The sequence below is a fragment of the Paenibacillus sp. XY044 genome (genome assembly GCF_002257645.1).
Taxonomy (GTDB): domain Bacteria; phylum Bacillota; class Bacilli; order Paenibacillales; family Paenibacillaceae; genus Paenibacillus_AQ.
Window position 1 is genome coordinate 202,054 of record NZ_NQMO01000004.1, and the last position, 25,630, is coordinate 227,683.

Below are 25,630 nucleotides of genomic sequence, written 5' to 3' on the forward strand. Positions count from 1 at the left end.
ATTCGAGGAGGAAAATGAAATGACTACGGTTAACCCGAATTGTTACGAGGTAAGTGCAGCGATCCAACCTTTCCATATTGCCGTGCCACAGGATGAACTTGATGATCTTCGGTATCGCCTATCCCGGACGCGGTGGCCTGAAGCGATGAACGAGGCCAGCTGGAATTACGGCGTTTCGCTCGACTACATAAAAGAGTTAGCGTCCTACTGGCAGAATGAGTACGATTGGCGGAAATACGAGGCGCAAATAAATGAATATCCTCAGTTTACAACAACGATCGATGGAGCACAGATCCATTTCATGCATGTTCGCTCGCCGGAGCCAGATGCATTTCCCTTACTGCTTACCCACGCTTGGCCCAGTTCGATTGTCGAATTTCTGGAATTGATCGGCCCGCTTAGCGATCCGCGCAGTCACGGCGGCGATCCGGCGAACGCCTTCCATCTCGTCATCCCTTCCGTTCCCGGATTCGGCTTCTCTGGTCCGGCGCTCGGCTCCGGATGGAATATTGCCCGCATTGCAAAGGCGTGGGATACGTTAATGAAACGTTTGGGATATACCGAGTACGGATCACACGGCAGCGACTGCGGCGCACTCGTGTCCAGAGAGCTTGGTATACAAAAGCCGGAAGGCCTTCGTGGCATCCATGTGCTGCAGTTATTTTCTTTCCCGTCAGGAGATCCTGCCGAGATGGCGGATTTATCGGAGGAAGATCAGAGTCGGCTCCAATTTCTGGCCAATTTTCATGAACGGGCGGGCTTCAATTCGATCCAATCCACCCGGCCCCAGACGCTTTCCTACGGACTTGCGGATTCGCCGGCAGGTCAGCTCTCTTGGATAGCCGAGTTATTTAACGGATTCGGCGACCATGTGGATTTTATTGACAGGGATGCACTCCTGACTAACGTCACTCTGTACTGGCTGACCAATACGGCGGAATCGTCCGCCCGGTTATATTACGAGAACGCTCATCAGCAGCAGGAGCCGCAAGGACCGAATTCGACTCCGACAGGAGTGGCCGTGTTCGGACATGATTTCAAATCGATAAAACGGTTTGCCGAACGCGACAATACCAATATTGTGCAATGGTCGGAATTTGAGCGCGGCACCCACTTTGCCGCTATGGATGCGCCGGATCTTCTGATTCCCGACATCCAGTCATTCTTCAGCCGATACCGCTGATATAAGAGATATGGGAAAAAGCCAAGAGGGTGAACATCACCTTCTTGGCTTTTTTGGTGTAGTCATGGGACTGCCTGGGGCGGTTCTGTCAGGCATATTCATGTGCTCTAACCGAGTGCACATCAAACGTCATTCAGCTGCTCGGCAAACAGCTTGGACTGCTCCAGTTAGCCGTATGGAAAAGAATCCAGATAAACAATATACTGTATAGAATGAACTAAAGAAATGAATGTCATAGATCTATATCACTATAACTGTTTTTTATTGAGGTGAATTTCAAATGGAAGAAATCGATGACTCAAAACAAATTGTATTACAAATCGGCGGTGCTTTGAAAAAGTACAGAAAAGAAAAAAATATGAGCTTGGACGACTTAGCGGAGTTAACGGGCGTCAGCAAGCTTACTCTGGGGAATATCGAACGTGGCGAGACAAACCCAACTTTAGGGATGATATGGAAAATTTCAAAAGGCATATCTTTACCGCTATTGGCTTTGTTCAAATCAGAAGAACCTGTTAGTTTGTATCGAGCAGGGGAAGGACTGCGATTTTCTAATGGTCAAAAAAATTGGATCATTGAACCCGTCTTTAAAAGCAATGATATTGAAATGTGTCGGGCATACTTACAGCCAAATAGCTCGTATTACCCTGAAGGTCATCATGTGAATACAACGGAAATTGCGACAGTCATGACGGGTTCCATTGAAATACAAGTCAACGGAGAGATTTACACATTGAATCAATATGATACGATGAGTTTTCGTGCAGATTATGCTCACTCTTATACGAATCCTACGAATAGTGAAACCGTACTCCATATATCCTTAAAGTATGGTTTCTAAAAATCGAAAATTCCTCTTATTAAATACAACTCCGAATTCCATGATGGGATTCAGAGTTGTTTTTTGTTTTTAGATGAGTTTTGGTTTACTATAAAATACTCCTTGTTAAAAATAGTATACTATAATATACTTTTGTTGTTCGCGCGAATGTTATTGCATCGTTTTTTCGTTTTTTTCAATCCATAGGAAACAAATCATAGGCATGAACTCAGGAAGGAGAATTGAAGAATGCCGAATCAAAATATAAAAGCCGTACCATCCTCTATAGGACTGATCATTCTCGGCATTATTGTTATTGCAGCTAATTTACGTACTCCCTTAACCTCTGTCGGTCCTTTAGTGAGTCTCATAAGGGATGACGTTCATATTTCAAATACATTAGCGGGCCTGATCACAACGGTACCCTTGCTTGCGTTTGCTTTATTATCCCCTCTAGTACCGAAATTAGGAAGAAAGTATGGGGTTGAACGTATCATTTTGATGGCCCTCATTTTCCTGACAGTTGGTATTGTCATACGTTCTTTATCTGGCGCAGCTGATCTGTTTATTGGAACAGCCATTCTTGGATTCGCCATTGCCGTGTGTAATGTATTATTGCCAAGTATCATCAAAAGGGATTTCCCGAATAAAATTGGCTCCATGACAGGTGTTTACTCCATTTCAATGAGTTTATGTGGAGCAATCGCATCGGGAATCAGTGTACCGGTAGCCGTGAACGCAGGTCTAAAATGGCAGGGAGCCTTGGGAATATGGGGGATGCTAAGCTTTGTTTCGGTCCTCTGTTGGTTACCCCAATTAAGAAATCAAACGAAGCAAACGGCCTCGACGAGTCAACAGGTGGCCGGCAACGAGGTGAATGTTTGGAGATCCCCGCTTGCCTGGCAAGTAACCTTGTTTATGGGGATACAGTCCATGGTTTTCTATGTGTTGATCGCTTGGTTGCCTGAAATTTTAAAGCAGCAAGGAATTGACTCCAGCCAATCCGGATGGTACCTGTCGATCATGCAGTTGGCTATGCTTCCATTTACCTTTATTGTCCCCGTTATTGCTGGGCGCATGTCTAGCCAACGTTTGTTAGTAGTCATCACAACCATTTTGCTGTTGACGGGAACGCTCGGGATCCTTTACGGTAGCTCCGATATCATTCTGTTATGGATCATCTTACTCGGAATTGGTGGAGGCTTCGCCTTTAGTTTGTCCATGATGTTTTTCGGGTTACGTACTGAAAATGCGCATCAGGCAGCGGAATTGTCCGGCATGGCACAATCGATCGGATATCTGCTTGCCGCAATCGGTCCAGCCCTTATCGGATATCTACATGATGCGACAAATAGTTGGAACCTGCCGCTTTTCATTCTGCTTGGCGCTTCGGTCTTACTCCTTTTAGTCGGTTTAGGCGCAGCAAAAAACCGTTATGTAGGTAGCCGAAATCGTTACGAGCTGCCACGGAAAGGATGATTAGAATGTTTGACAAAATGATGGTGGCCATTGATCAAGCTGAAATAACGAACAAGCTCCTTGATGCAGTGGTTGAAATAGCCCAAAACAAACAAACGCAAGTTACCTTGGTTCATGTCAGCCAGGAATATGTGTCGAATGGCATGACCTATGTACCAGAGAATTTTTTGGAAGACATATTGGACGAAATGGAGAAAGCGGGTTTGGAACAGCTGCAGCAAGCCAAATCTAAATTGAAATCTGCGGGGATTAACCCGGAAACCGTTCATCTAAAGGGTGATCCTGCACATGAAATATTAAATTATGCGAGGGATACCGAGCAGCAACTTATTATTATCGGAAGCCGTGGGCTAAGGGGCATCAAAGAAATGATGCTTGGAAGTGTCAGCCACAAGGTTTCACAGCTATCCCATTGCCCAGTCCTCATTATGCATTAACTCAATTGAAGATGCAGGGAAGAAACGTAACACCAAATGGATTGCTGGTTGCAACCCGAAGGGCAAGTAGTTCTTATGAAGCCATCCCATTGGTTATGAAACGTCAGTTAATGTTATCTGTCAGCAGGGGATATAGGAAAAGCCAAGAGGGTGAAGATTACCTTCTTGGCTTTTTTGGTGTCGTCATGAGGCTGATCGGGCGATTCTATCAAAAATATTATGGTTGGATTCCAGGCAAGTAGATTGTTAGATTCGTTGCCTAAACCTATAATGGAGAGTGACATAGAAGGAATAAAATAACAGATGGATAGATGAATAGAAGAACAAGGAGAGGTCTATGTGTACCATGTGAAAAAAATGTGGAGGTTATTTCTGTGTTTGATCATTATAGCGGGGGCGCTTCCTTTAACAACAATCAATAAAGCGTCCGCCAGTGATGAAGCAGCCGCTGTCCAGACAGCGGGGAGCGTCAGCACGCCAGCCAGCGACGAAGCGGTTCATTTGGCCGAATCCCCCTCTCAGGGAACGAGCGAATCTGACACGGAACCGCTAACGGCTACCGTTGTGGTGGCCAAGGATAAGCTAGTCATTGGAGATTCTTCAACGGTAACGATCATGTTCTCGAGAGCGGTGACAGGTTTCACGATTGCTTATCTAAAGGTGGGTAATGGCACATTAGGTCCCTTAACCTCTTCTTCAGACAAAATCACCTACACGGCGACGCTGGTTCCGCTTCCGGACATCCAAATCAAGGATAATGTCATAACGCTCGATCTAGCGGGTGTGGAAGATGCCTCGGGCAATCCGGGGACGGGAACTGCGAAATCAAACAACTATGAGATTGATACAAAGCGCCCAACGGCCACCGTTGTGGTTGACGATGATAAGCTGGGGATCGATCAGACTTCATTGGTAACGATCACATTTTCGGAAGCGGTGACGGGTTTCATTCTTTCCGACATGACTGCGGAAAACGGCATATTAAGTGAATTCAGCACTTCAGACAATATCACCTATACGGCGAAGCTTACTCCGACTTCGGGCATTAACGCCCCTAACAATGTCATAACGCTTAATTACGCGGGTGTAAAGAATGCGGCTACAGGTAACCCGGGAATGGGAACAACGAAATCCAACAACTACGAGATTGATATATTACGCCCAACCGCCACGATTACGATTGCCAATTCCAAACTGATAGCCGGCCAGACTACAACCGTGACGTTTACGTTCTCGGAAGCGGTAGCGGGTTTCGACCTATATGACCTGACGGTGGCTAACGGCACATTAAGTAACCTAATTTCGAGTGACGGGGGCAGGACGTGGGCGGCGACACTGACGCCGGCTTCGGGTATACGGGATAAGACCAATATCATCACGCTTAATAATACAGGAGTAGCTGATCTCGCCGGCAATGCGGGTGTAGGAACCACCAATTCAGCAAGCTACGAAATCAGTACGGTGCGTCCTACGTCCACGATTGAGATCGACCCCGATACGCTGGCCATCGGCGGGAAATCACAGGTCACAATCACCTTCTCTCAAGCGGTGACTGGGTTGGATTATTCAGCCCTCACCGTGGCTAATGGCACATTAACTAATGTCAGTTCGGGTGACGGAGGGGTCACATGGACGGCAGAGCTGACGCCGAATGCGGATGTCAGCGCCCTGCAAAATGCCATACAGCTTGATAACACGCATGTAACGAATATGGAAGGCAATAAGGGAACGGGAACTACAAAATCCAACAACTACGAGATAGATACGTTACGCCCAACAGCCACCATTGTGGTTGCCGACAATGAGCTGAAGACAGGCGAAACCACACTTGTGACCATCGCTTTCTCAGAGGGGGTCTTAGGTTTCAACTTATCCGGCCTTACGGTGAGCAATGGCACTTTGAGCAATCTCACTTCGATCGATGATGGGGGAACGACTTGGACCGTTACGCTGACGCCTAAAGCCAACGTCTATGCGGCTGACAATTTCATTACGCTCGACAACAGCATGGTGCATGATGCGGCTGGCAATTCGGGGCAGGGACTGACAAAATCAAATCCTTATACTGTCGTTACGGTGCCGGCGTCTGCAGAATTGAGCGATTTAACCATATCGAGCGGATCGTTAAGTCCTGCATTTGTACCCGGAACGACAAACTATACCTCCAGTGTCCCATATGCTGTATCCAGCTTAAAGGTAAACGCGACAACGCAGGATAGCAGCGCCACGTTGACCGTGAACGGAAGTCCGGTAGCCAGTGGACAGCAAAGTAAAGATATTTCATTAAGCGTAGGTGCAAACTCCATTAAAGTGGTTGTAATAGCTGAAGATCAGTCGACCAAGACCTACACGATCTCCGTGACACGTGCTAACAACGGGACCCACGATGGCGGCGGTAGTGGCAGCAACGGGAGCGGTGGTGGTAGTAGCGGCGGCTCAACAACTCCGGTACTCCCAGGCGATAACAAATGGATCTCAACGGATGGTAAATTAACGATTCCACCAGGTAAAGCGGGCGAGGTTCGTTTAGGAGATGCCGTCACAATCTCAATTCCGGCTGGCGCGACAAACCAAGAGTTGAAATTAACGATCGAAAAAGTACCGGACACTCATCAATTTATAACTCATAATGAAGTTTTCCTTAGCCCGGTATTTGAGCTTTCAAAAAATGTACCGGGATACTTCGATAAACCGGTAACATTATCTTTTGCATTTGACCCGGCAAGTTTGAAAAACAATCAAACGGCGGCTGTTTTTTATTATGATGAAGCGAAGAAAATTTGGATCATGGTTCCGGTCAGCAGGATACAGGAAAACCGCATTGCTGTCACTGTCGATCACTTCACAAAGTTTGCAGTACTCGCCATTGATCAAACGACCGGGTTAACCGTTATCAGCGACCCGGCGAAATTTGGCGATATCTTCGGACACTGGGCAGAAGCCAGCATCGAGCAGGCGGCAAGTACCGGAATCGTCACCGGTTATCCTGACGGCACATTTAAACCGGGCAAGACGGTCACCCGCGCAGAGTTCGCGGAAATGCTCGTAAATACGCTAGGCGTTAAAAAGACAGGAGCTGAGCTGAACTTTATCGATTCAGCCAGTATCGGAGCCTGGGCACACCATGCGGTCGCACAAGTGGTGCAGCTAGGCATGATGAAAGGATACGAAAACGGTACTTTCCGTCCGAACGCAGAAATCACACGCGCTGAGATGGCCGTAACCATTACCAATACTGTTGGCTGGAGCAGCAAGGACAATACGGAAGCAGGCTTCGCGGATGACAGCGAAATTCCAGATTGGGCTAAAGGCAGCGCTGTATTTCTGAAGCAAACCGGGATTATGCAAGGGAAAGACGGCAACCGGTTCGCTCCCCAAGACGCTGCTACAAGAGCTGAGGCTGTGACGATCCTGCTGAATATGTTCGCACTCCAGGGGTAAATGAAATTTTAACCCTATAAACCATTGATGACATGAAAAAGGCTTCCGGCTCAAAACACTGGGGGCCTTTTCTTGTGACTATTCGAAAGGGGATATTCCATCAGACGATATTTATGAAGAAAGTTTGTAAAAGTTAAACGAGGAGGGGCCGGCCGATGCCCAGGTATTTACGCCTGATTTTCGCCCGGCTTTTTCTCGTTATTTAGTGGGACTTCCATTTGAACACAGGGAAAAAGGATGCGGGAAGAAAGTCGTACCCCACAAAAACGGTTTGACTCTGATTCGTCCCTAAGAAAAGGGGCATTCCAGAGATGGTGGAGACTGGAAAAGTCGTATCATTCCGGGGCGGGCGAGATTTTGTACGTTTGGAAAGAGGAGCAAGGAAGCATCGATTTCGATCTTTTTCGACGGATAGGAATGATTTCTCATTTTTGGGAAACCGCATTGACTAATTGAAAGCGCATTCATATACTGAGCCTAAATTTGAATTTGTTAGTTATTTTAACAAAGTAAGGTGGTGGATGACATCGTGATCGGTAGGGGAAAAACCGGGAACGCCAAATTCGTGAAGCAGATGAACCGGGAAGGCATATTGCATCAGCTCCGGCAGGAGCCCCGCTTGTCACGAGCCGAACTGGCAGTAAAAACGAAGCTTAGCCGCCCTTGTGTCTCGGCGTTGGTGGAAGAGATGATTCATGAAGGGCTCATTCGTGAGGTGGGTACGGGAGAATCCAGAGGGGGGCGCAGGCCAATCCTGTTGGAATACAATGTGCAGGCGTATGCGGTCGTAGGCGCCGTGTTTGAAGGCAGCGAGCTAGAAATGGCGGTAGCCGATATGAAGGGCGAACTGATCGCCCAAATGCATACGCGTTTGAAGCAGCCGGTGGATGGGGAATCCGCGCTTCAGGCGCTCGAGGAGACGCTGGCGCGTCTGCTGGATGCGAGCGGGACGGACCGGGGCCGGGTGATCGGAATCGGCGTTGGGCTTCCGGGCGTTACGCAACGCCGAAGCGGGACCGTCAGCCATGCTCCAAGCACGGGCTGGATGGACCTCCCCGTAGGCAAGGCGATTGAAGAGCGACTTCAGCTGCCGGTGGTGCTGGATAATGACGTCAACATGATGACGCAGGGCGAATTTTTCGGCGGGGCCGGATCCGGCGTATCCAGTCTGGTGTATATGTACGTTGGAACCGGGATCGGAGCGGGCATTATCCTTGACAAACAATTGTACCGCGGAAGCAAGGAGGCCTCCGGAGAAATCGGGTATATGCGGATCGGTGACTCGCCGGGACGGCGCAAAGGCGAATTCGGCGTGTTCGAGAAAAATTTCTCGGTGAACGGCATACACGGAAAAGCGAAGGCGCTCGGGCTTGAGGTCGACCCGGAGACGAGCATTCTCCAGCAGTTAATCGAGCTGAGCGAGGGAGGCAGCTCGCAGGCGGAGGGACTGCTAAATGACGTGTATCATGGCTGGGCTTCGGGAATCGCCAATACGGTCAGCGTGCTCGATCCCGAGATGCTTGTGTTGAGCGGCGAGATGGTCCATTTGAATGAAGCCGGGCTGAACCGGATCCGCGAGCTGCTGCTGGATTGGGTGCCGGTGATGCCGAATATCCGCTTGGCGGCGCTGCGAGAGCGCGCAGGGCTCATGGGTGCGGTGCACAGCGTGCTTGAAGCGCATTCATTTGCGTCCAGGTAGTTAACATTTGAATTTTAAAAATGAGCTCAACATCCTGATTTGTACTTAATCATAAGCAGAGTAGCGGAGGGGCCGGAATCGATCTGGAGAAGCGGCAGCGGTCGCCTTTGTGATCGAATTTCTACCTTGTTGAAAAGGTGAATCAAGAAATTTGGGAACAACAGCGATCGGAAGAACGATCCGGAACTGCAGCGGCCGCCCTGCACGATACTAAGAACTAATCTCAATGTTGGGCCTAAAATTAGGGGGATTAACAATGGCAAAGAAATGGTTCAAGCTCGGCATGATGTCCATCGCTCTGACAATGACGGTCGGTCTGACCGCTTGCGGCGGCGGAGACAAGGAACAGGCCGCCTCCGGTGAAGCAAGCGGGGACAAAGGATCGCAGAAACTCGTTATCTACACCGCCCGCGACAAAAACGTCGTCGAGCAGATCCTGCCGAAGTTTGAGGAGCTGAATCCGGATATCGACGTTGAAGTGATGACGATGGGCGCCCAGCAGATCATGGAGCGGGTGCGCGGCGAGAAGGCCAACCCGCAGGCTGACTTCTGGTGGGGCGGCACGCAATCCTCTTTTATTACGGCGGCGAATGAAGGGCTGCTGGAATCATATAAACCGAGCTATGCGGACAGCATTCCGGCCGAATACAAAGACGGGCAGGACCGCTGGTACGGTGAGATGCTGCTGCCTGAGGTGATCATGTACAACGCCGAGGCGGTGAAGAAGGAAGATGCGCCGAAGGATTGGGATGATTTGCTCGATCCGAAATGGAAGGATCAAATTCTGATCCGCGGCGTCATGGCGTCCGGCACGATGAGAACGATCTATGATGCCATGATATACCGCCAAGATCCCGCGAATCCGGAAAAAGGCTACGAGTGGCTGAAAAAGCTCGATGCCAACACGAAAGAATATACGCAGGACCCGACCCAATTGTACTTGAAGCTGGCCCGTCAGGAAGGAAAGCTGTCGCTGTGGAACCTGCAGGACATTCTGATCCAGAAGGAGCTGCAGAAGCAGCCGTTTGACTACATCTATCCGACCAGCGGTGCACCGATTCTGGTGGATGGTGTCGGCATTATCAAGGGTGCCAAAAATCTGGACGCGGCGAAGAAGTTCTTTGATTTTATTTTTGATTTAGGCCAGCTTAAGGAAAAGGCGGACAAGCTGTTCCAGATTCCAACCCGGACCGATATCGACAAAAGCCAATTCCCGGACTGGTACAAAAACCTCGATACCAAGTCGCTGGATCTGGATTGGACGGTGCTGGCGGATAAAGAGAAGGAATGGATGCAGTATTGGGATGAGAACATCAAAGGCAAGGGCGGCAAATAACGGAACTGCAGCTTTCAGGGTGACAAGGAGGCTGAGGTGGGATACCACCCCGCCCTGGCCTGCCTGCAGTATGATGAATATCTCCATTTCAAGCATACGGCTTGATGAGCAAAGTTCTGCAGCGATACAAGTTGAATTAAAAAATGCGATGCAGGCAAGGGAGTAAAATGATTCCGAAGAAGCGGAGCGGTCTAAAGCTTTCCAAAGGAAAGCTGACATCGAAAGCATATGCTTTGGCTTTCGGATTTCTACCTTAAGGGTCCATTACAATCAAGAAATCCGAAAACAAGAGCGATCGTAGGAACAGTTTACGTACTTGCCCCCATCATCCATTTCAATAGGTGAATGGACTTGAAGGAGGACGAATGATGATCGGAGTCACGCTGGACCGCGTCAGCAAAACATTCGGTGGGGCCAAAGGTGTGGAGGAGGTTGACGTACATATCAATCCAGGCGAGTTTTTTACTTTTCTGGGTCCGAGCGGCTGCGGCAAAACGACCACTTTGCGCATGATCGCCGGATTCTATTACCCCAGCGACGGACGAGTCCTATTCGGTGAGCATAATGTCACCAACATGCCGCCCAATAAGCGCAACACGGGCATGGTATTTCAAAACTACGCCTTATTTCCGCACATGACCGTATTCGAGAATATTGCTTTCGGTCTTCAAGTCCGGAAACAGGGAAAGGCTGAAATTAACGAGAAGGTCACGCGCGCCCAAAAGCTGGTGCATCTGGACGGCTACGGGCAGCGCCGCATCGATCAGTTATCCGGTGGGCAGCAGCAGCGAGTTGCACTGGCGCGCGCACTGGTGATCGAACCGAATATTCTCCTGCTCGATGAGCCCTTGTCCAACCTTGATGCCAAGCTGCGTGATGAGACGAGGCAGGAAATCAAGCGGCTTCAGCTTGAGCTCGGCATTACTACGATTTACGTCACGCATGATCAATCGGAAGCGATGTCCATGTCGGACCGGATCATGGTCATGAAAGATGGCGTCGTGCAGCAGATCGGTACGCCGCATGAAATTTACAACCGTCCGGTTAACCGTTTCGTCGCTTCGTTTATCGGGGAGTCCAATCTGTGGGAAGGCACGGTGGAACGGCTGGAAGGCGGGATGGTAGACGTTCGGCTTGCACCGGATTTGCTGCTGACCGGCCTCGCCAAAAACGCCTCGCCCGAATGCAAGCTGGCGATGGGACAGAGGGTTACATTGTCGGTACGCCCGGAGGCGGTTCGTGAGGCCGCTGCGTCCGAACGCGGCGAGGCCAATACGATGGCCGTGAAGGTGCTGCTATCGGAATTCACCGGGGTTAGCGTGAATTATATTGCTCAGGCCGGCCATTTGTCCGTGAAGGCGATGTTTGTCGGACAGGGGCACCGGATGAGGGAGCGGGACGAGGAAGTGTTGTTTACCGTGGCGCCGGACAGCATTTATTTTCTGGAATAAGGGGGAGCCGAAGCGATGAACAAACCTCAGCCTCAATTGGCACCGCCGCCTATTCGCCCAAGCAGCCGCTGGAATTCGCTGACGAGATCGCCGCATTTTGTGTATGTGCTGATCGCGCCGTTATTTCTTATCCTTTTGGCATATGTCATCTATCCGTTCTTCCAGACGTTCCGGCAGAGTTTGCAGTTGGACGGCGGTTTTTCGCTCCAAAACTACTCTCGTTTCTTCAGCCTGGAACATACGGCGAATCTGGAGGCCCTGTGGACGAGCGTATATATTTCGGTACTCAGCGTGATCACCTGCGGCATCGTGGGTGTGGCCATGGCATTTCTGCTCGAGAGGTACGAGTTCCCCGGCCGCAAGCTCTTGTCGGTGCTTGTCCTCGTGCCGATGGCGCTGCCGCCGCTGATCGGGGTGTTATCCTTTGAATTTTTGTACGGTTCCAGCGGTATTATTCCGCGGGGATTGCAGCATCTGCTTCATTTGGATAAGCCGCCTTTTACGCTGAAAGGGATCTGGGGCGTGCTGGTGGTCCATACGTTTACGATGTACACCTATTTCTATATGACGGCGTCTTCGGCGATCAAGGGGCTTGATCCGTCGCTTGAGGAAGCCGCGTCCAATCTGGGGGCGAACCGGTTCACCATCTGGCGCCGGGTGATTCTGCCCATGCTGACGCCGGCCATCGTTGCGGCCTCGCTGCTCGTCTTTATGATCTCGATGGCGTCGTATACCGCGCCGCTGATCTTCGGCATTGAACGGACGATGACGATGCAGATCTATCTGTCCCGCACCAACGGCGACTTGGATATGGCTGCGACGCAATCGACGCTGCTGTCCGTCGTGTCCATTCTGTTTCTCATTCTGATGCGGTGGTACCAGGGCGCGCGGAACTATCAGAACATGAGTAAAGGCGTCAGCGTTCATCGGACCGAGGTGAAAAGCAAAGCAGGCAGAAACACCGCGATGGTGCTCTCTTTTCTCGGGGTGCTCGTGCTTATGCTGCCGATCCTCGTGATTGTGCTGCTTGCTTTTTCCGAAGACGGGAAGTGGACGACCCAAGTTCTGCCGCCTTCTTATACGCTGGACCATTTCAAGGATCTCTTCACCGACAGCAAAACATGGCGTCCCATCGCCAACAGCTTCAAAATCAGCATCGCGGCGACGATCGGCAACCTATTGTTCGGCGTCGCGGCCGCCTATGCCATCGTGCGTATGAACTTTAAAGGGAAGACGCTGCTCGATATTCTGATCATGCTGCCTTGGGCGCTTCCGGGCACGGTCGTGGCCGTGAACCTCATTACGGCGTTCAGCGAGGCTAATGCGTTTTCCTTTGGACAGGTGCTGATCGGCAGCTTCTGGATTTTGCCGCTGGCTTATTTCGTCCGGCATCTGCCTCTGATCTTCCGCTCGACCTCGTCCACGCTGATGCAAACCGATCGTTCGGTGGAGGAAGCGGCACGAAATTTGGGAGCGTCCTGGTGGTACACCTTCCGCCGCGTCGTGTTTCCCATGGCGCTGAGCGGTATCCTGGCGGGCACGCTGCTGGCGCTTGTGGAAGGCATTGGCGAGTTTGTCGCTTCGATTTTGCTGTATACCAATAAAACGACGCCGATCTCGGTCGAGATTTTTCAGCGGATGTACGCCTTTGAATTCGGAACCGCCTGCGCGTACGGCGTGCTGCAAATCGTCATGATTATTCTCGTGCTTTACGTTTCCCGGAGGCTGACCGGCGGCAATGCCGGCTCCGCGATTTGACGATAGATTTTCTGAACCTGAAGCGGTAAAAGAATACCTTATTTTCATTACGCGGCGACCTGTCCCGAACAAGGCGAGCCGATTGCGATAATGATACAGGCAGGCAGCGGCATTTGCCGATGCAAGCCAACATTCACGCTTGAAGGAGGAGAAGTAACTTGAGTCAAAGTGATCTGAGTAAGAAACGCAGGGCAAAAAAATGGATGGCGGCTTCGATGAGCCTGGTGATGGCTGGAACGCTGGCTTTTCAAGCCGGTCCTGGAAAAGCATCTGCTGACAGGGGGGTGGTCGATTTATGGAAAGCCATCAAACCCCTCACCACCATTGCCAGCGTGATGAATACGGGAGCTCACCCGGATGATGAGCATAGTGCGACACTCGCGTATCTTTCGCTTGGACTCGGCGTGGATACATACAGTGTCATCGCCAATCGCGGGGAAGGCGGGCAGAACGAAATCGGCAGCGAGCTGGGCAACGCCCTCGGGATCATCCGCACGCGGGAGCTGCAGGAAGCATCGAAGATTACGAATGTGACGCTGGCGAACCTGAGCCAGAAGCTGGACGATCCGATCTATGATTTCGGATTTTCCAAGAGCCCTGACGAAACGTTGGAAAAATGGGGCGAGGACGTCGCTTATGAACGGCTGATCCGCCAAATCCGGGAGAAACGTCCGGATGTGCTGATTCCGGCGTTCCTGAACGAGCCTTCGACGCACGGACATCATCGCGCGATTAACGTGCTGACCGTACGTGCCTTCAAGGATGCGGGCAATCCGCAGGTGTTCCCGGAGCAGCTGAAGGAAGGGCTGCAGCCTTGGCAGCCGAAGAAGCTCTATGTACCAGGAACGGAGAAGGACTACGATGCCTCTTTGCCGGTCAACGAATACAATGAGCTGTACGGCGCTTCCTACGCCCAACTCGGAGAAGAATCCCGCTACATGCACAAGAGCCAGGGCATGGGCAGACAAGTGGATGAAGGCCAAGGAACGGCCTATTACACACTGCAGGCGTCGGCGGACGGCAAGAAGGCAGACGAGAAGCCGGCAGCGTCGTTGTTCGGTGGAATCGCCTTTACGTTCGACGATCTGGCCAAAGAAATAGATGTCAAAGGAAAGGACAATAAAGTCGCCAAGCAGCTGAACACGCTGCAAAAAGACGCCAACGAAGTGATCGCGGCTTATCCCGCATTTGCGAAAGTGGCCCGCGAAGTCCATGAGATGAAAGCGGACGTTCAAACCGCCGTGGAGCTTGTGAAGTCATCATCTTTAGATTTATCGGCTAAAAATGATCTGCTGCATCGTTTGGACGTGAAGGAAAGACAGCTCAATAAAGCCAGCCAAGAGGCGACCTCCGTCGTCGTCAAGGTGAAGCCGGAGACCGGAGAGCTTATTCCGGGGCAAACCACGAAGGTGACGGTGACGGCTTTTAACGGCGGAGACGTGAATGTCGGCAAGGTCAGCCTGAAGCTGAATGTTCCCGAAGGCTGGAATGCGAAAACGTCCGGAGCGGCGACCTTCGCCAAGCTGGACAAAAACAAGACGGTCCAAACGGAGTTTGAGGTCACCGTGCCGAAACAGGTGGAGGATTTCAATCCTTATGCGCTTCCGCTGATTTCCGCGGATATCGGGTATGAGGCGTTTGGAACGTCGGCAACGCTGCATGCGGTTCCGGATAATGCGGTAGCCGTGCTGCCGCCGGTTGCGCTGTCCCTAAGTCCGGAAGCGGCGGTTCTGAACACGCTGAAACCGGGAGACGCCGTATCGGTCAAGGTGACCGCGACGAATTATGCGCCGGGCGCGGAGAAGACGAAAATCTCGCTGAAAACGCCGGAGGGCTGGACGGTGGAGCCCGCGGTGCAGGAATTGAGCTTCGCGGCCAAATACGAAACCAAGACGGCTGAATTTACGGTCAAGGCGCCGGAAGGCGTGAAGGCGGGAAGCTACAGCTTGTCTGCTGTATCGAGCGACGGAACGCTAGACAGCAGCAGAACGGTACAGGTCATCCAGTATCCGCATATCGGCAAAACCTATTACGTTAAGCCGGCCAACCTGGCCATTCAAGCGTTCGATCTGAAGGTGCCGGAGGGACTGAAGGTCGGCTATGTTTCCAGCGGGTTTGATAACATTGATCAGGTGCTGCGCCAGGTGGGCATCAATGTGACGAATCTGGATGCCAAAACGATTCAGTTCGGCGATCTGTCGCAGTACGATACGATTGTGCTCGGCATTCGGGCCTATGCGTTCCGGCCGGAACTGATTCCTAGCAATCAGCGTCTGCTCGATTACGCCAAGAATGGCGGCAACCTGGTAGTCCAATATCACAAACCGGAAGACAAATGGTCGCCGGATCTCGCTCCGTATCCGATCAAGATCGGCGAGCCGCTGATCGAATGGCGCGTCACGGACGAAAACTCCAAGGTGACCATGCTTGCGCCGGATCATCCGATCTTTAATACGCCGAATAAGATTACATCGGCCGACTGGGAGAACTGGATTCAGGACCGCTCCGCTTACAACCCGTCCGAATGGGGCAAGGAGTATACGGAGCTGATCTCGAACGGAGATCCCGGCGAGAAAGAGTTTACGGGCACGTTCCTCACAGCCCCTTACGGCAAAGGGAATTACACGTACAGCTCGATTGTCTGGTACCGCGAAATGCCAAGCCTTGTTCCAGGCTCGATTCGCATGTTCGTGAACATGATCAGCCTGAAGCAGGAAGGGGCGGCTTCCGCCGGAACCACTCCACAAAAGTAATGGATGATCGAGCTGGAATGTAGGATGAATGGTGGAAGGATTTAGCTTGAAAGGGGATGGCGCGGAGCGATAGGCTTCGCGCCGTACCTTGGATTTTCAAACGGATAAAGACTTTGGCTGCGTACATAAAACAAACCATGGAGGGGACTGGGGCAACATGAGGAATCGGGAACAGATTTTGGAGCGGGAAGGTGGACACTTTCCGGGACGCACCTATACGGAAGCCGTGCTCGAGCCTGCTTTCGATGAAGCGAAGAACAGCTTGCTTGGAGCGATGATGGCGATCAACAAAGCGCATTTGATCATGTTGAAGGAGCAGGGACTTGTAAGCGGGGAAGAAGCACTCCAAATCGCGTCGGCCATCCGCGGCCTTGATCTGGAGGGGCTGCGCCAAGCGGAATATACGGGACAGTTCGAGGACCTGTTCTTTCAGGTTGAGCATGAGCTGCATGCGGCGGCTGGAGACATTGCCGACAATCTGCATCTGGCCCGCAGCCGCAATGATATGGGCATCGCGATTTACCGGATCGTGCTGCGGGAGAAACTGCTCGTAACGCTTCGCGGAGCCCTTGCACTCAAGAGTCAGCTGCTTTCGTTTGCAGAGGAGCATAAAGGCACGATCATGATCGGGTACACGCATACGCAGCAGGCGCAGCCGACGACGTTGGCCCACTATATTTTGGCGATGGCCGACTCTCTGGACCGCGACATCCGCCGGCTGCAGGCGGCTTATGCCAACTGCAACCGAAGCAGCATGGGAGCGGCGGCACTGACCACTTCCGGCTTCGCCATCAGCAGGGAGCGGGTGAAGGAGCTGCTCGGCTTCGACGAGCTGATCTATAACTCCTACGACGCGATCGGCGGTGCCGATTACGTCGGCGAGATGATGACGGCCGTGCAGTTGGCCGCGATTAATCTGGGCAGGTCGTCGCAGGATTTTCTGCTGTGGTGCACGCAGGAATTCGGCATGCTGCGCGTGGCCGATCCTTACGTGCAAATCAGCTCGATCATGCCGCAGAAAAGAAATCCGGTATCGTTCGAGCATATGCGTGCGCTTCTCTCCAGCTGCGTCGGCAATACCCAAACCGTGCTGACCATGATGCACAACACTCCATTCGGCGATATCGTCGATACCGAGGACGATATGCAGCCTTATGCCTGGAAGGCGCTGAAAGTGCTGGAACGGATGTATCGTCTGCTTTCCTGCGTCATCGGGACTGTGGACGTTAATAAGGAGATGCTGCGGAAGCGGACCGAGGGCAGCTTTGCCACGGTGACCGAGCTTGCAGATACGCTAGTGCGCTCCGACCGTTTGTCGTTCCGCAGCTCCCATCATATCGTAAGCCGTCTCGTGAAGCGTGCCGTCGCCGATGGACTTGCCGCTAACCAAATTACACTGGAGCTGGTCAATGAGATCGCACTGGAGGTCATCGGCCGGAAGCTCTCGCTGACGGAGGAGCAGCTGCGAATGGCGCTTGATCCGGTTCATTTCGTGGATATCCGTACGCTTCCCGGCGGGCCGGCCCCTTCGGAAATTCAAAGCGTGATCGCGAAGCGGAAAGGGGACCAGCAGACTCAGGAGCAATGGCTGGACGCAGCCCGCAAACAGGCGGAAGGAGCGCTGAAGAACCTGGATGACATCCTGGCTGGCTGGAGCGGCAGCCGATGAACATGGCGAAAATTCCTCTGCTGGCCGTAGACGGCGGGGGGACGAAGTGTCTGGCCGTGCTTGCGGATGCCGAGGGCCGGATGCTGGCGAGCGGGCGTACGGGATCATGCAACTACCAGGGGGTAGGGCGCGAAGCCGCGGCGCTTGAGCTTACGCGTGCGATCGGGGAAGCCAAGAAACAGCTGGCGGCGGGATACGTCGATGGGAGTATGCTGTCTCCGTTTGGCGAGGATTCTGCTCCTATCCCTTCGCAGCCCGCAAAGCCGGTCCCTTCTATAATAGAAGGCGAACCGCTGCATGTTGCCTGCGCGGTATTCGGCCTCGCCGGACTGGATACCGATTATGACCGTCAAGTGATTGAGGAGCTTGTCTATGAAGCGCTTCGAAACACGCAGGTGCAGGCCGACCGCATCATCGTGGAGAATGATGGCGTGGCCGCTCTACTCGGGGCCACGGGTGGCGACCCCGGCATCCTGATCATCGCCGGCACCGGCTCAATCGTGTACGGGATCAACGCGAGCGGTGAAAGCGCCCGTGCCGGCGGCTGGGGCCACCGTGTCGGCGATGAAGGCAGCGGATATTGGATCGGGAAGCAGGCCATCATCGCCGCACTGCACGGATATGATGGAAGGAGCGGCGCCACGGCGCTAACGGATAAGCTGCTGAATCATCTGAAGCTGCAAAATGAAGAAGAACTGTTTAACTGGGCCTACTCCGCCGCATACAGCGTGGAGAAAACAGCCGAGCTCAGCAAGCTCGTGAGTGAAGCGGAGCAACAGGGAGACGCGTCTGCGCGCATGATTCTCGAGGCTGCTGCCGACGAGCTGTTTCTAGGGGCTCGGGCCGTGATCGAAAGAATCGGATTGGCTGAAGCGGAAGAGACATTTGCCTTGATTTTGCAGGGAGGCGTGCTGCAGAATATTCCGCTTGTGCGAAGCCGATTGGCGGAACGAATCCGGGACATCTCGCCTCTAGCCAGCGTTGACGAGGCAAAGATGGAGCCGATTTATGGGGTGATAGCGCAGGGGATACGGCTGCTGGGGAAGGGGAGTGTTTCGTAGTAGACAGCCGGGGTGCTTTCCGTCCCATACCCTTCAATAAAAACCAATGGCTTAACTTGAAGCGCCTTTGCTAATGCCGTAACCGTTAGCACAGAAGGCGCTTTTTCCCCGTTCTCCATTGATAGCTAGCTCATCTGGAGTGAGCTTTATTTCTTTTGCCTCCTGTTCAGGGACATTAAAGTTGGTGAATTAAAATCGGAGTTTTATTGGTTTGCCAGTAAAGCTAACGGGCAGGTTGAGGCAATGAGCTACTTTCGATCTTCATGTTATAATAAAGCAAATTTAATCATTTAATTTCTTGGAGGGATCCCATTATGACAATCGATAGGAAGGGCCAATTGACTGAGATTCAAATCGAGAGTCGTGATATTCTCTTGAGATTTGCTCAGGAATCCGACCTAAATGATTACTTTACTTTTTTACATGATCCTGAGATGAAGCGGTTAACGGGATCACAAATTGAATTCACCCGTAATGAAATTGCCGCTTGGATTAATAAAATTAGTGTCATAAATAATGATCGTGTTGATTTTATGATCTTATTGAAAAGAACAAACGAGCTGCTTGGCGAGGTTGTCTTAAATGAAATCGATTCAATCAACCGGAGTGCAAATATCCGTATCGGCATTCAAGGAACTCAGCATCGCGGTAAAGGTTATGGTTCGGAAGCTATGATTCAAATGCTTCGGTATGGATTTAACACATTAAAGCTGCATCGAATTCATTTAGGCGTTTATACTTTTAACCCACGAGCGATCCATGTATACGAGAAGATAGGTTTTAAACGAGAAGGGTTACAGCGAGACGCACTATATATAGATGGAAAGTTTCATGATATGATCACGATGGCTATTCTCGAAGATGAGTTCCGTTTATTACATGAGCCGTTAAGCTCTTAATGAAGGTGTTAAGATGCCATCAATCGTTAATATGCATTGGAGGCAAAATATGAATGAAACTTTCGGATGATGATTTGGTAATTCGCCTACATAAACGGTCAGATACAGCAAACATTGTAACCATGATTAATCGTGACCCCTTTCATATGTTGAACGGGTTAACGGTCGAAGCGTTCGAGCAGGATTTAGATGAACCAGGGGAAAGAATTCGTGATAACACTTTCGTTGTTGAGCATGGACAGACAATCGTCGGTTATTTTTCTTTGTGTTTCGTTGAACGGACTACACACATTTCCGTTTATTGTTTTGGGACGGTGGACGTTGATTGGCGCAGGCGAGGTATTGGTACTGCCATGTTTAACTTCATTTTCACACGACTGGAAAAAATCGCACGACAAGAGGCAAATCCAATTCATTTTATTCATCGTGCACTCACGAGTATTTCTGGAGAAACGGCCCTTGGCTCCAATTTTGGAATGGAAGAACAAAATAGCCTGGATGTTTTGTGCTTAACCGACCTAAACCATATAAAAGTTCCGAGCCTTCCATCAAAATTTGGATTCCGTTCCCCTACGCTGGAGGATGCTCCAATCTGGGCAGAAATATATAACGATGCATTTGGCGGTAACAAAACGGTTGAGAGTGTCATTCATGAATTTCAGGGAGCGGGTTTTTCTCCAAACCTTTATATGCTATGTGTCAATGAAACGGGGAATGCGGTTGGTCTCCTCTGTTCTACACTGAGAGGAAATCATGCTAGAATACCGACAATTGCAGTAAAGCGTGAATGGCACAGACGTGGTATTGGGGGAGCGATGCTATCCGAAATATTACAGAGGCTTCAACATGCAAGTGCAGTTGATGTTCGATTAAGCGTAGATAGTAAAAATGATGCGGCTAAATTGCTCTATAAAAAATTTGGTTTTCAAGAGGAATATAAAAGAATTCATTATGCGGCGATCTTCTCGCCTTAGCAGATTACCCCTCACGGTTAAGGGAGTGGAGGACGCGCCTCCACAGCTTAACCAAAGAATAGGTCGAGAATATTCGATCCCGTCGACGATTGTTTGTTGTAGAATTCGGAATAGCCGCAATTTTCGCAATAGACGACGACAAATTGGTTGTGCTGGATATCAAACATTTTGGAGAGGCCCGTGCCGGTCATGGCTACCTCTTTCGTTTTGGCGTTTCGGCTGCCGCATTTCACGCATCCCTGTTGTTCATTCATCTCTCATTACCCTCCATATTCGCGTTCGTGTTTTGTATCCTAATACGGATCGTGTTCAGGCATGGTTGCAAACCTTTTTTCCATCGAGCGACAATATAGGGTGTAAGCTGCTTAAGATATCCGCCATTTTTCCAATAAAGCATCCACTTGGCCGTGAAGCCATCCATTTATTCTTCGTATCCGCTCTTCCTCTTGCTTCTTACCATTCCAAAGCAACTGATTTAACTCATGTTCTAGTTGATAGATGGTTAGGCATTTTTCTATGTCGGGTATATTCGAGTCCATTTGCAGATTTTCAACAAGGGCTTTTAATAATAATCCAAGTTTATTGTCTGGAATTGGTGAATAAATCCTGGCTCATATCCATCATCCTTTGAAGTGATCAAATTAGTAACCAGTGTTAAATAAACGGCATGCTAAAACTATACAGAATCACTTAAAACTGTTTCAAGGTAAAAAACCGTTAAAAATATAAAGGAACCGTTTGCCGGCGGCTGCTTCTCCTTTATTATTAAGCTACTCCTTAAGCTAACGGGCAGGATAGAGCAATAACCAAGTTAATGTCCATTACTAACGATGGCTTGTATATAATTATCTTCATTAATCGAAAGCCCCATATTTCATAATCGAAAGAAGAGAGTCAGAGAGGAGAAGAAGTTGTGAACCTTGAAAGACTTATGGCCATTACGATTTTGTTATTGAATCGAAAACGGGTGCAAGCGCAGGATTTGGCCGACCGATTGGAAGTGTCTTTGCGTACAATTTACCGCGATCTGGAACGATTGAATATGGCAGGTATCCCGATCGTTTCTTATACAGGCGGAGAAGGTGGCTTCGAAATCATGGAGAGCTTTCGCCTGGACAGGCAGATGTTATCAATGGATGAGCTCGCCACGCTCACGACTGCCTTGAATGGCCTTCAATCAGCAAAAGCATATAACGGCGGGAAACTTGACGTATTATTGGAAAAAGTCGGCGCTTTAGTGTCGAAAGCGGAGGGGAAGGGTTTCAGTAAGACGGAACCCGTCATGATCGATCTAAATCCTTGGCGAAAGAGTCACGCCGAAAAGTTAAAATATGAAGCATTGAGCAAAGCCATTGAAGAATCCACGGTGGTTGTCTTCACCTATACAAATATGCAGGGAAATGAAACCGAGCGGCGGATCGAACCGATGGGTCTTGTTTTGAAGGGGTATACCTGGTATTTGTACGGATTCTGTTTACAACGGAACGATTTTCGCAGCTTCAGACTTTCGAGGATCCGCGGATTAGCAGTACTCCATGACAAGTTTGAGCGACGCGCGGTTTCTTTATCTGAATTAAACGAGCAGTGGGGCCCAAAACGCGAAGATAACATGATCGATTTGGTTCTCAAATTCAATGGGGCTGCACGAGTTCAAGCCGAGGATCATTTCGACGAGTCCGAAATCGAACGGCAATCCGATGGGTCGTTAATCGTACGCGTACATTACCCGGATAACGACTGGTTGATTGGCTTTCTGCTCAGTTTTCGAACAGGGGTGTACGTGGTAGAACCCACGAGGATCGCTTCGTCTGTAAAAAAAGCCGCGATGGAAATCAGCGAAATATATCGGGGTTGTTGACAGCCCGTTGTCAACAAGGATGGATTACCATAGGGTTCAAGATCATGTTTCAAGCCATGATCCGAACATTTGAGGAGGTAATCCGAATGAGTAAAATTGAACAACCACTTGAGAGCATCGCCAGTAACGATAACGCCGATATCAAGCCTTTCCGAATCCATATTCCTGAGCAATCGATAGACGACTTACGTGAGCGCCTGGCACGCACCCGCTGGCCTGACGAATTAGACGGAGTTGACTGGAGTTACGGTGTACCTGTCCGTTATCTTGCCGAACTCGCAGAATACTGGCTGACTGGGTACGACTGGAGAAAATATGAAGAAGCGTTAAACCGATTTCCGCAATATACCACTACGATTGACGGACAACAAATACATTTCCTCCATGTGCGATCTCCTGAAGAAGGCGCCATGCCGCTGATTCTAACCCATGGTTGGCCGGGGTCCATTATCGAATTTATCAATATCATCGGACCACTAACCGATCCAAAGGCGCATGGCGGCCGATCGGAGGACGCTTTCCATGTGGTCATCCCTTCGATTCCAGGCTTCGGGTTGTCCGGTCCGACGACGGCACCTGGTTGGAACACCAGTCGTGTAGCAAAGGCTTGGACGGAACTGATGAGCCGATTAGGCTACAAACGCTTTGGTGCACAAGGAGGAGATACGGGAGCCATTATTTCTCCGAAACTAGGCGCCATTGCGCCGGATCGTGTTATTGGCATTCATTGCAACGGGTTGACCGCTTTCCCTACAGGAGATCCTTCGGAAAGCGTGGGTTTGACCGATGCGGAAATGGACCGATACAAAAGGTTGACCTCTCATGGCTTTGAAGCCTCGGGCTATGCCGTCATTCAGGCAACGCGTCCGCAGACGCTGTCGTATGGCCTCACGGATTCGCCAGTCGGACAGTTGGCATGGATTATCGAGAAATTTAAAGAATGGACCGACCCTTCCTTTTCGCTTCCGGAAGATGCAGTAGATCGCGACCTGCTGCTGACTAACGTATCGTTATATTGGTTTACTGGGACTGCGGGATCCTCGGCTCGTATTTACAAGGAAGATTCCGTGTCGTGGGGGGTGCCAGGGCCGCGAACTTCCGTTCCGACAGGCGTTGCCGTATTTCCGAACGATTCTTCGATTCGGCGGTTGGTCGAACGCGATCATCATGTCGTGCAATGGTCGGAATTTGACAGAGGTGGCCATTTCGCAGCACTTGAAGCGCCGGACTTGTTAATCGAAGACATTCGAGCTTTCTTTAACAAGCTGCGCTAATTTCATTCCAAACCCGTAAACGAAAGGGAGTATGGAGAATGCAATTAAAAGGAAAAGTCGTCATTGTAACAGGTGGAGGCAGAGGAATCGGAAAAGCAGCGTGTCTATTATTGGCTGCGCGAGGCGCAACAGTCGTCGTCAACTATTTAAGCAATCACGGAACGGCGGAGTCCGTCGTATCGGATATTCGTTCGACCGGTAGGGAGGCCATCTCTCTGCAGGCGGATGTACGCAGTCAAGAGCAATTTTCTCAACTCGTTGTTTCGGTGAAAGAGGCTTACGGCCGGATCGATGGATTGGTTTGCAACGCAAATATGAATTTTGTGGCAAAACCCTTCGCAGAAATGACGTGGGAGGAATTTTCGCAAAAACTGAATGATGAGCTCAAAGCTGCCTTCGTAACGACAAAAGCGGTTATTCCGTCCATGGTGGAACAGAAGGCAGGACGAATCATATATATTTCAAGCAGCTTGGGGAAAAACCCGTCGCCGTACATGATCGCGCACGGAACGGCGAAAGGAGGACTGGACAGCTTTTCTTCCTATATCGCTCACGAGTTCGGTCCACAAGGCGTTACGGCCAACGTGGTCGCTCCAGGTTTAGTGCAAACCGATGCTACCGCATTTATGTCGGATACAGACAAGCAAATCATTAGTAACTTTACGCCGCTCAGACGTATCGCGAATCCTGAAGATGTGGCAGGGGCTGTAGCCTTTCTAATAGGAGACGACTCACGGTTTGTAACGGGTACATATCTTCCGGTTACGGGCGGCTTATAAATTTCAAGGCGCAACCGACGAAACTGAAGGACAATATTGTTGAATAACAAACCATTAATTAGCAGGCTGCGGTAGCCTGCTCTTTTTATTAAGCTAACGGGCAGTATAGTTTAGGTAAAATAATTCTACCCCAAAGACGTATGGTACAATGCAAGGAAATTACTGATAAATAGTGTTAGTGTTAACCACATGTTGGAGGGATTGTAATGGATGACTTTGTGGGCAAGGATGAACTTCTGCGCCGGCTTCATCATGGATATAAAGAATTTAATGAAGGAATCAAGCGGCTTTCGCCCGAGCAGATGGAAACACCCGGTGTGAACGGTAAGTGGAGCATAAAAGAGGTCATCGCCCATTTTATCGCTCATGAACAGTTCGCCTTGACTGAGATCCGCTATGCGCTTGCAGGCAAGTCATACGAGCCTGAGGAGACCGATATTAATATATTTAACGAGCAGGCCGTTACAGTTCGACGCAATCAATCTCTTGAACAAATTATTCAGGCATGGGATGCCTCCTTTAGGCAGGTTGTAACGGTCATAGAAGAATTGCCGGAATCCACATTTGAACCATTCGGGGAATTCACCCGGGTGCTAGGGGATACGGTTGACGGAGCGCTTGGAAACAACACTTATCAGCATTATGCGGAGCATCTTTCAACAATAAAGAATTGGATTTCTAAGATTCCTAAAAAATAATTGTCGTTATATTTCAAAAGTGACTTTATCTTAATTTCATCTAACGGGCAGGTTAAATTAG

Annotated in this window: 19 protein-coding genes; 18 read left to right on the plus strand and 1 reads right to left on the minus strand. The window is 50.4% G+C overall.

The annotated features are described in order from the left end of the window. Positions 1-19 precede the first annotated feature (19 nt). From CJP46_RS18390 to CJP46_RS18455, 14 genes are all read left to right on the plus strand, one after another. Positions 20-1,183, plus strand: coding sequence for an epoxide hydrolase family protein (locus CJP46_RS18390; protein ID WP_094597086.1), 1,164 nt, complete (start codon positions 20-22; stop codon positions 1,181-1,183). Positions 1,184-1,463: 280 nt separating this feature from the next. Continuing rightward, positions 1,464-2,024 (plus strand): helix-turn-helix domain-containing protein, encoded by a 561-nt coding sequence (locus CJP46_RS18395; RefSeq protein WP_094597087.1) that lies wholly within the window; start codon positions 1,464-1,466, stop codon positions 2,022-2,024. Between the two features lie 228 nt (positions 2,025-2,252). Continuing rightward, entirely contained in the window at positions 2,253-3,482 is a 1,230-nt protein-coding gene (locus tag CJP46_RS18400; protein WP_094597088.1) for a CynX/NimT family MFS transporter, read from the plus strand. A 5-nt stretch (positions 3,483-3,487) separates the two neighbouring features. Continuing rightward, positions 3,488-3,919 (plus strand): universal stress protein, encoded by a 432-nt coding sequence (locus CJP46_RS18405; protein ID WP_094597089.1) that lies wholly within the window; start codon positions 3,488-3,490, stop codon positions 3,917-3,919. A gap of 378 nt (positions 3,920-4,297) precedes the next feature. Next, positions 4,298-7,360, plus strand: coding sequence for an Ig-like domain-containing protein (locus tag CJP46_RS18410; protein ID WP_143812995.1), 3,063 nt, complete (start codon positions 4,298-4,300; stop codon positions 7,358-7,360). 529 nt (positions 7,361-7,889) lie between these two features. Next, positions 7,890-9,059 (plus strand): ROK family transcriptional regulator, encoded by a 1,170-nt coding sequence (locus CJP46_RS18415; RefSeq protein ID WP_094597091.1) that lies wholly within the window; start codon positions 7,890-7,892, stop codon positions 9,057-9,059. Between the two features lie 256 nt (positions 9,060-9,315). After that, the gene (locus CJP46_RS18420) at positions 9,316-10,395 is read left to right on the plus strand and encodes an extracellular solute-binding protein (RefSeq protein ID WP_094597092.1); all 1,080 of its coding nucleotides are present in this window, start codon (positions 9,316-9,318) and stop codon (positions 10,393-10,395) included. Between the two features lie 368 nt (positions 10,396-10,763). Beyond that, positions 10,764-11,846: an ABC transporter ATP-binding protein gene (locus CJP46_RS18425; protein ID WP_094597093.1), complete on the plus strand. Its 1,083-nt coding sequence runs from the start codon at positions 10,764-10,766 to the stop codon at positions 11,844-11,846. Between the two features lie 15 nt (positions 11,847-11,861). Continuing rightward, complete coding sequence (locus tag CJP46_RS18430) at positions 11,862-13,604, plus strand: ABC transporter permease (protein ID WP_094597094.1); 1,743 nt, start codon at positions 11,862-11,864, stop codon at positions 13,602-13,604. A 215-nt stretch (positions 13,605-13,819) separates the two neighbouring features. Continuing rightward, positions 13,820-16,357 carry an NEW3 domain-containing protein gene (locus CJP46_RS18435; RefSeq protein WP_256992435.1) on the plus strand — a complete coding sequence of 846 codons (2,538 nt, stop codon included), beginning with the start codon at positions 13,820-13,822 and terminating at the stop codon, positions 16,355-16,357. A 157-nt stretch (positions 16,358-16,514) separates the two neighbouring features. Next, on the plus strand, positions 16,515-18,026 hold the full coding sequence (gene argH / locus CJP46_RS18440; RefSeq protein WP_094597095.1) for an argininosuccinate lyase: 1,512 nt from the start codon (positions 16,515-16,517) through the stop codon (positions 18,024-18,026). Further along, complete coding sequence (locus CJP46_RS18445; RefSeq protein ID WP_094597096.1) at positions 18,023-19,087, plus strand: N-acetylglucosamine kinase; 1,065 nt, start codon at positions 18,023-18,025, stop codon at positions 19,085-19,087. The genes argH and CJP46_RS18445 overlap by 4 nt, the downstream gene beginning before the upstream one ends. A 314-nt stretch (positions 19,088-19,401) precedes the next feature. Next, entirely contained in the window at positions 19,402-19,986 is a 585-nt protein-coding gene (locus CJP46_RS18450; RefSeq protein ID WP_094597097.1) for a GNAT family N-acetyltransferase, read from the plus strand. A 53-nt stretch (positions 19,987-20,039) separates the two neighbouring features. Beyond that, positions 20,040-20,960, plus strand: coding sequence for a GNAT family N-acetyltransferase (locus CJP46_RS18455; protein WP_094597098.1), 921 nt, complete (start codon positions 20,040-20,042; stop codon positions 20,958-20,960). Between the two features lie 47 nt (positions 20,961-21,007). Here CJP46_RS18455 and CJP46_RS18460 read toward each other — a convergent pair whose 3' ends face one another. Next, positions 21,008-21,214 carry a zinc ribbon domain-containing protein gene (locus CJP46_RS18460; protein WP_089545849.1) on the minus strand — a complete coding sequence of 69 codons (207 nt, stop codon included), beginning with the start codon at positions 21,212-21,214 and terminating at the stop codon, positions 21,008-21,010. Between the two features lie 659 nt (positions 21,215-21,873). On the opposite strand from CJP46_RS18460, the gene CJP46_RS18465 reads away from it, so the two are divergent. The 4 genes from CJP46_RS18465 to CJP46_RS18480 all read left to right on the plus strand — a co-directional run bounded on the left by CJP46_RS18465 (position 21,874) and on the right by CJP46_RS18480 (position 25,569). Continuing rightward, positions 21,874-22,818: a helix-turn-helix transcriptional regulator gene (locus tag CJP46_RS18465; protein ID WP_094597099.1), complete on the plus strand. Its 945-nt coding sequence runs from the start codon at positions 21,874-21,876 to the stop codon at positions 22,816-22,818. An 86-nt stretch (positions 22,819-22,904) separates the two neighbouring features. Further along, entirely contained in the window at positions 22,905-24,092 is a 1,188-nt protein-coding gene (locus tag CJP46_RS18470) for an epoxide hydrolase family protein (protein ID WP_094597100.1), read from the plus strand. Positions 24,093-24,130: 38 nt separating this feature from the next. Beyond that, positions 24,131-24,871 (plus strand): SDR family NAD(P)-dependent oxidoreductase, encoded by a 741-nt coding sequence (locus CJP46_RS18475; RefSeq protein ID WP_094597101.1) that lies wholly within the window; start codon positions 24,131-24,133, stop codon positions 24,869-24,871. A 206-nt stretch (positions 24,872-25,077) separates the two neighbouring features. Further along, positions 25,078-25,569, plus strand: a complete 492-nt coding sequence (locus CJP46_RS18480; RefSeq protein WP_094597102.1) for a DinB family protein — start codon at positions 25,078-25,080, stop codon at positions 25,567-25,569. Positions 25,570-25,630: the final 61 nt, after the last annotated feature.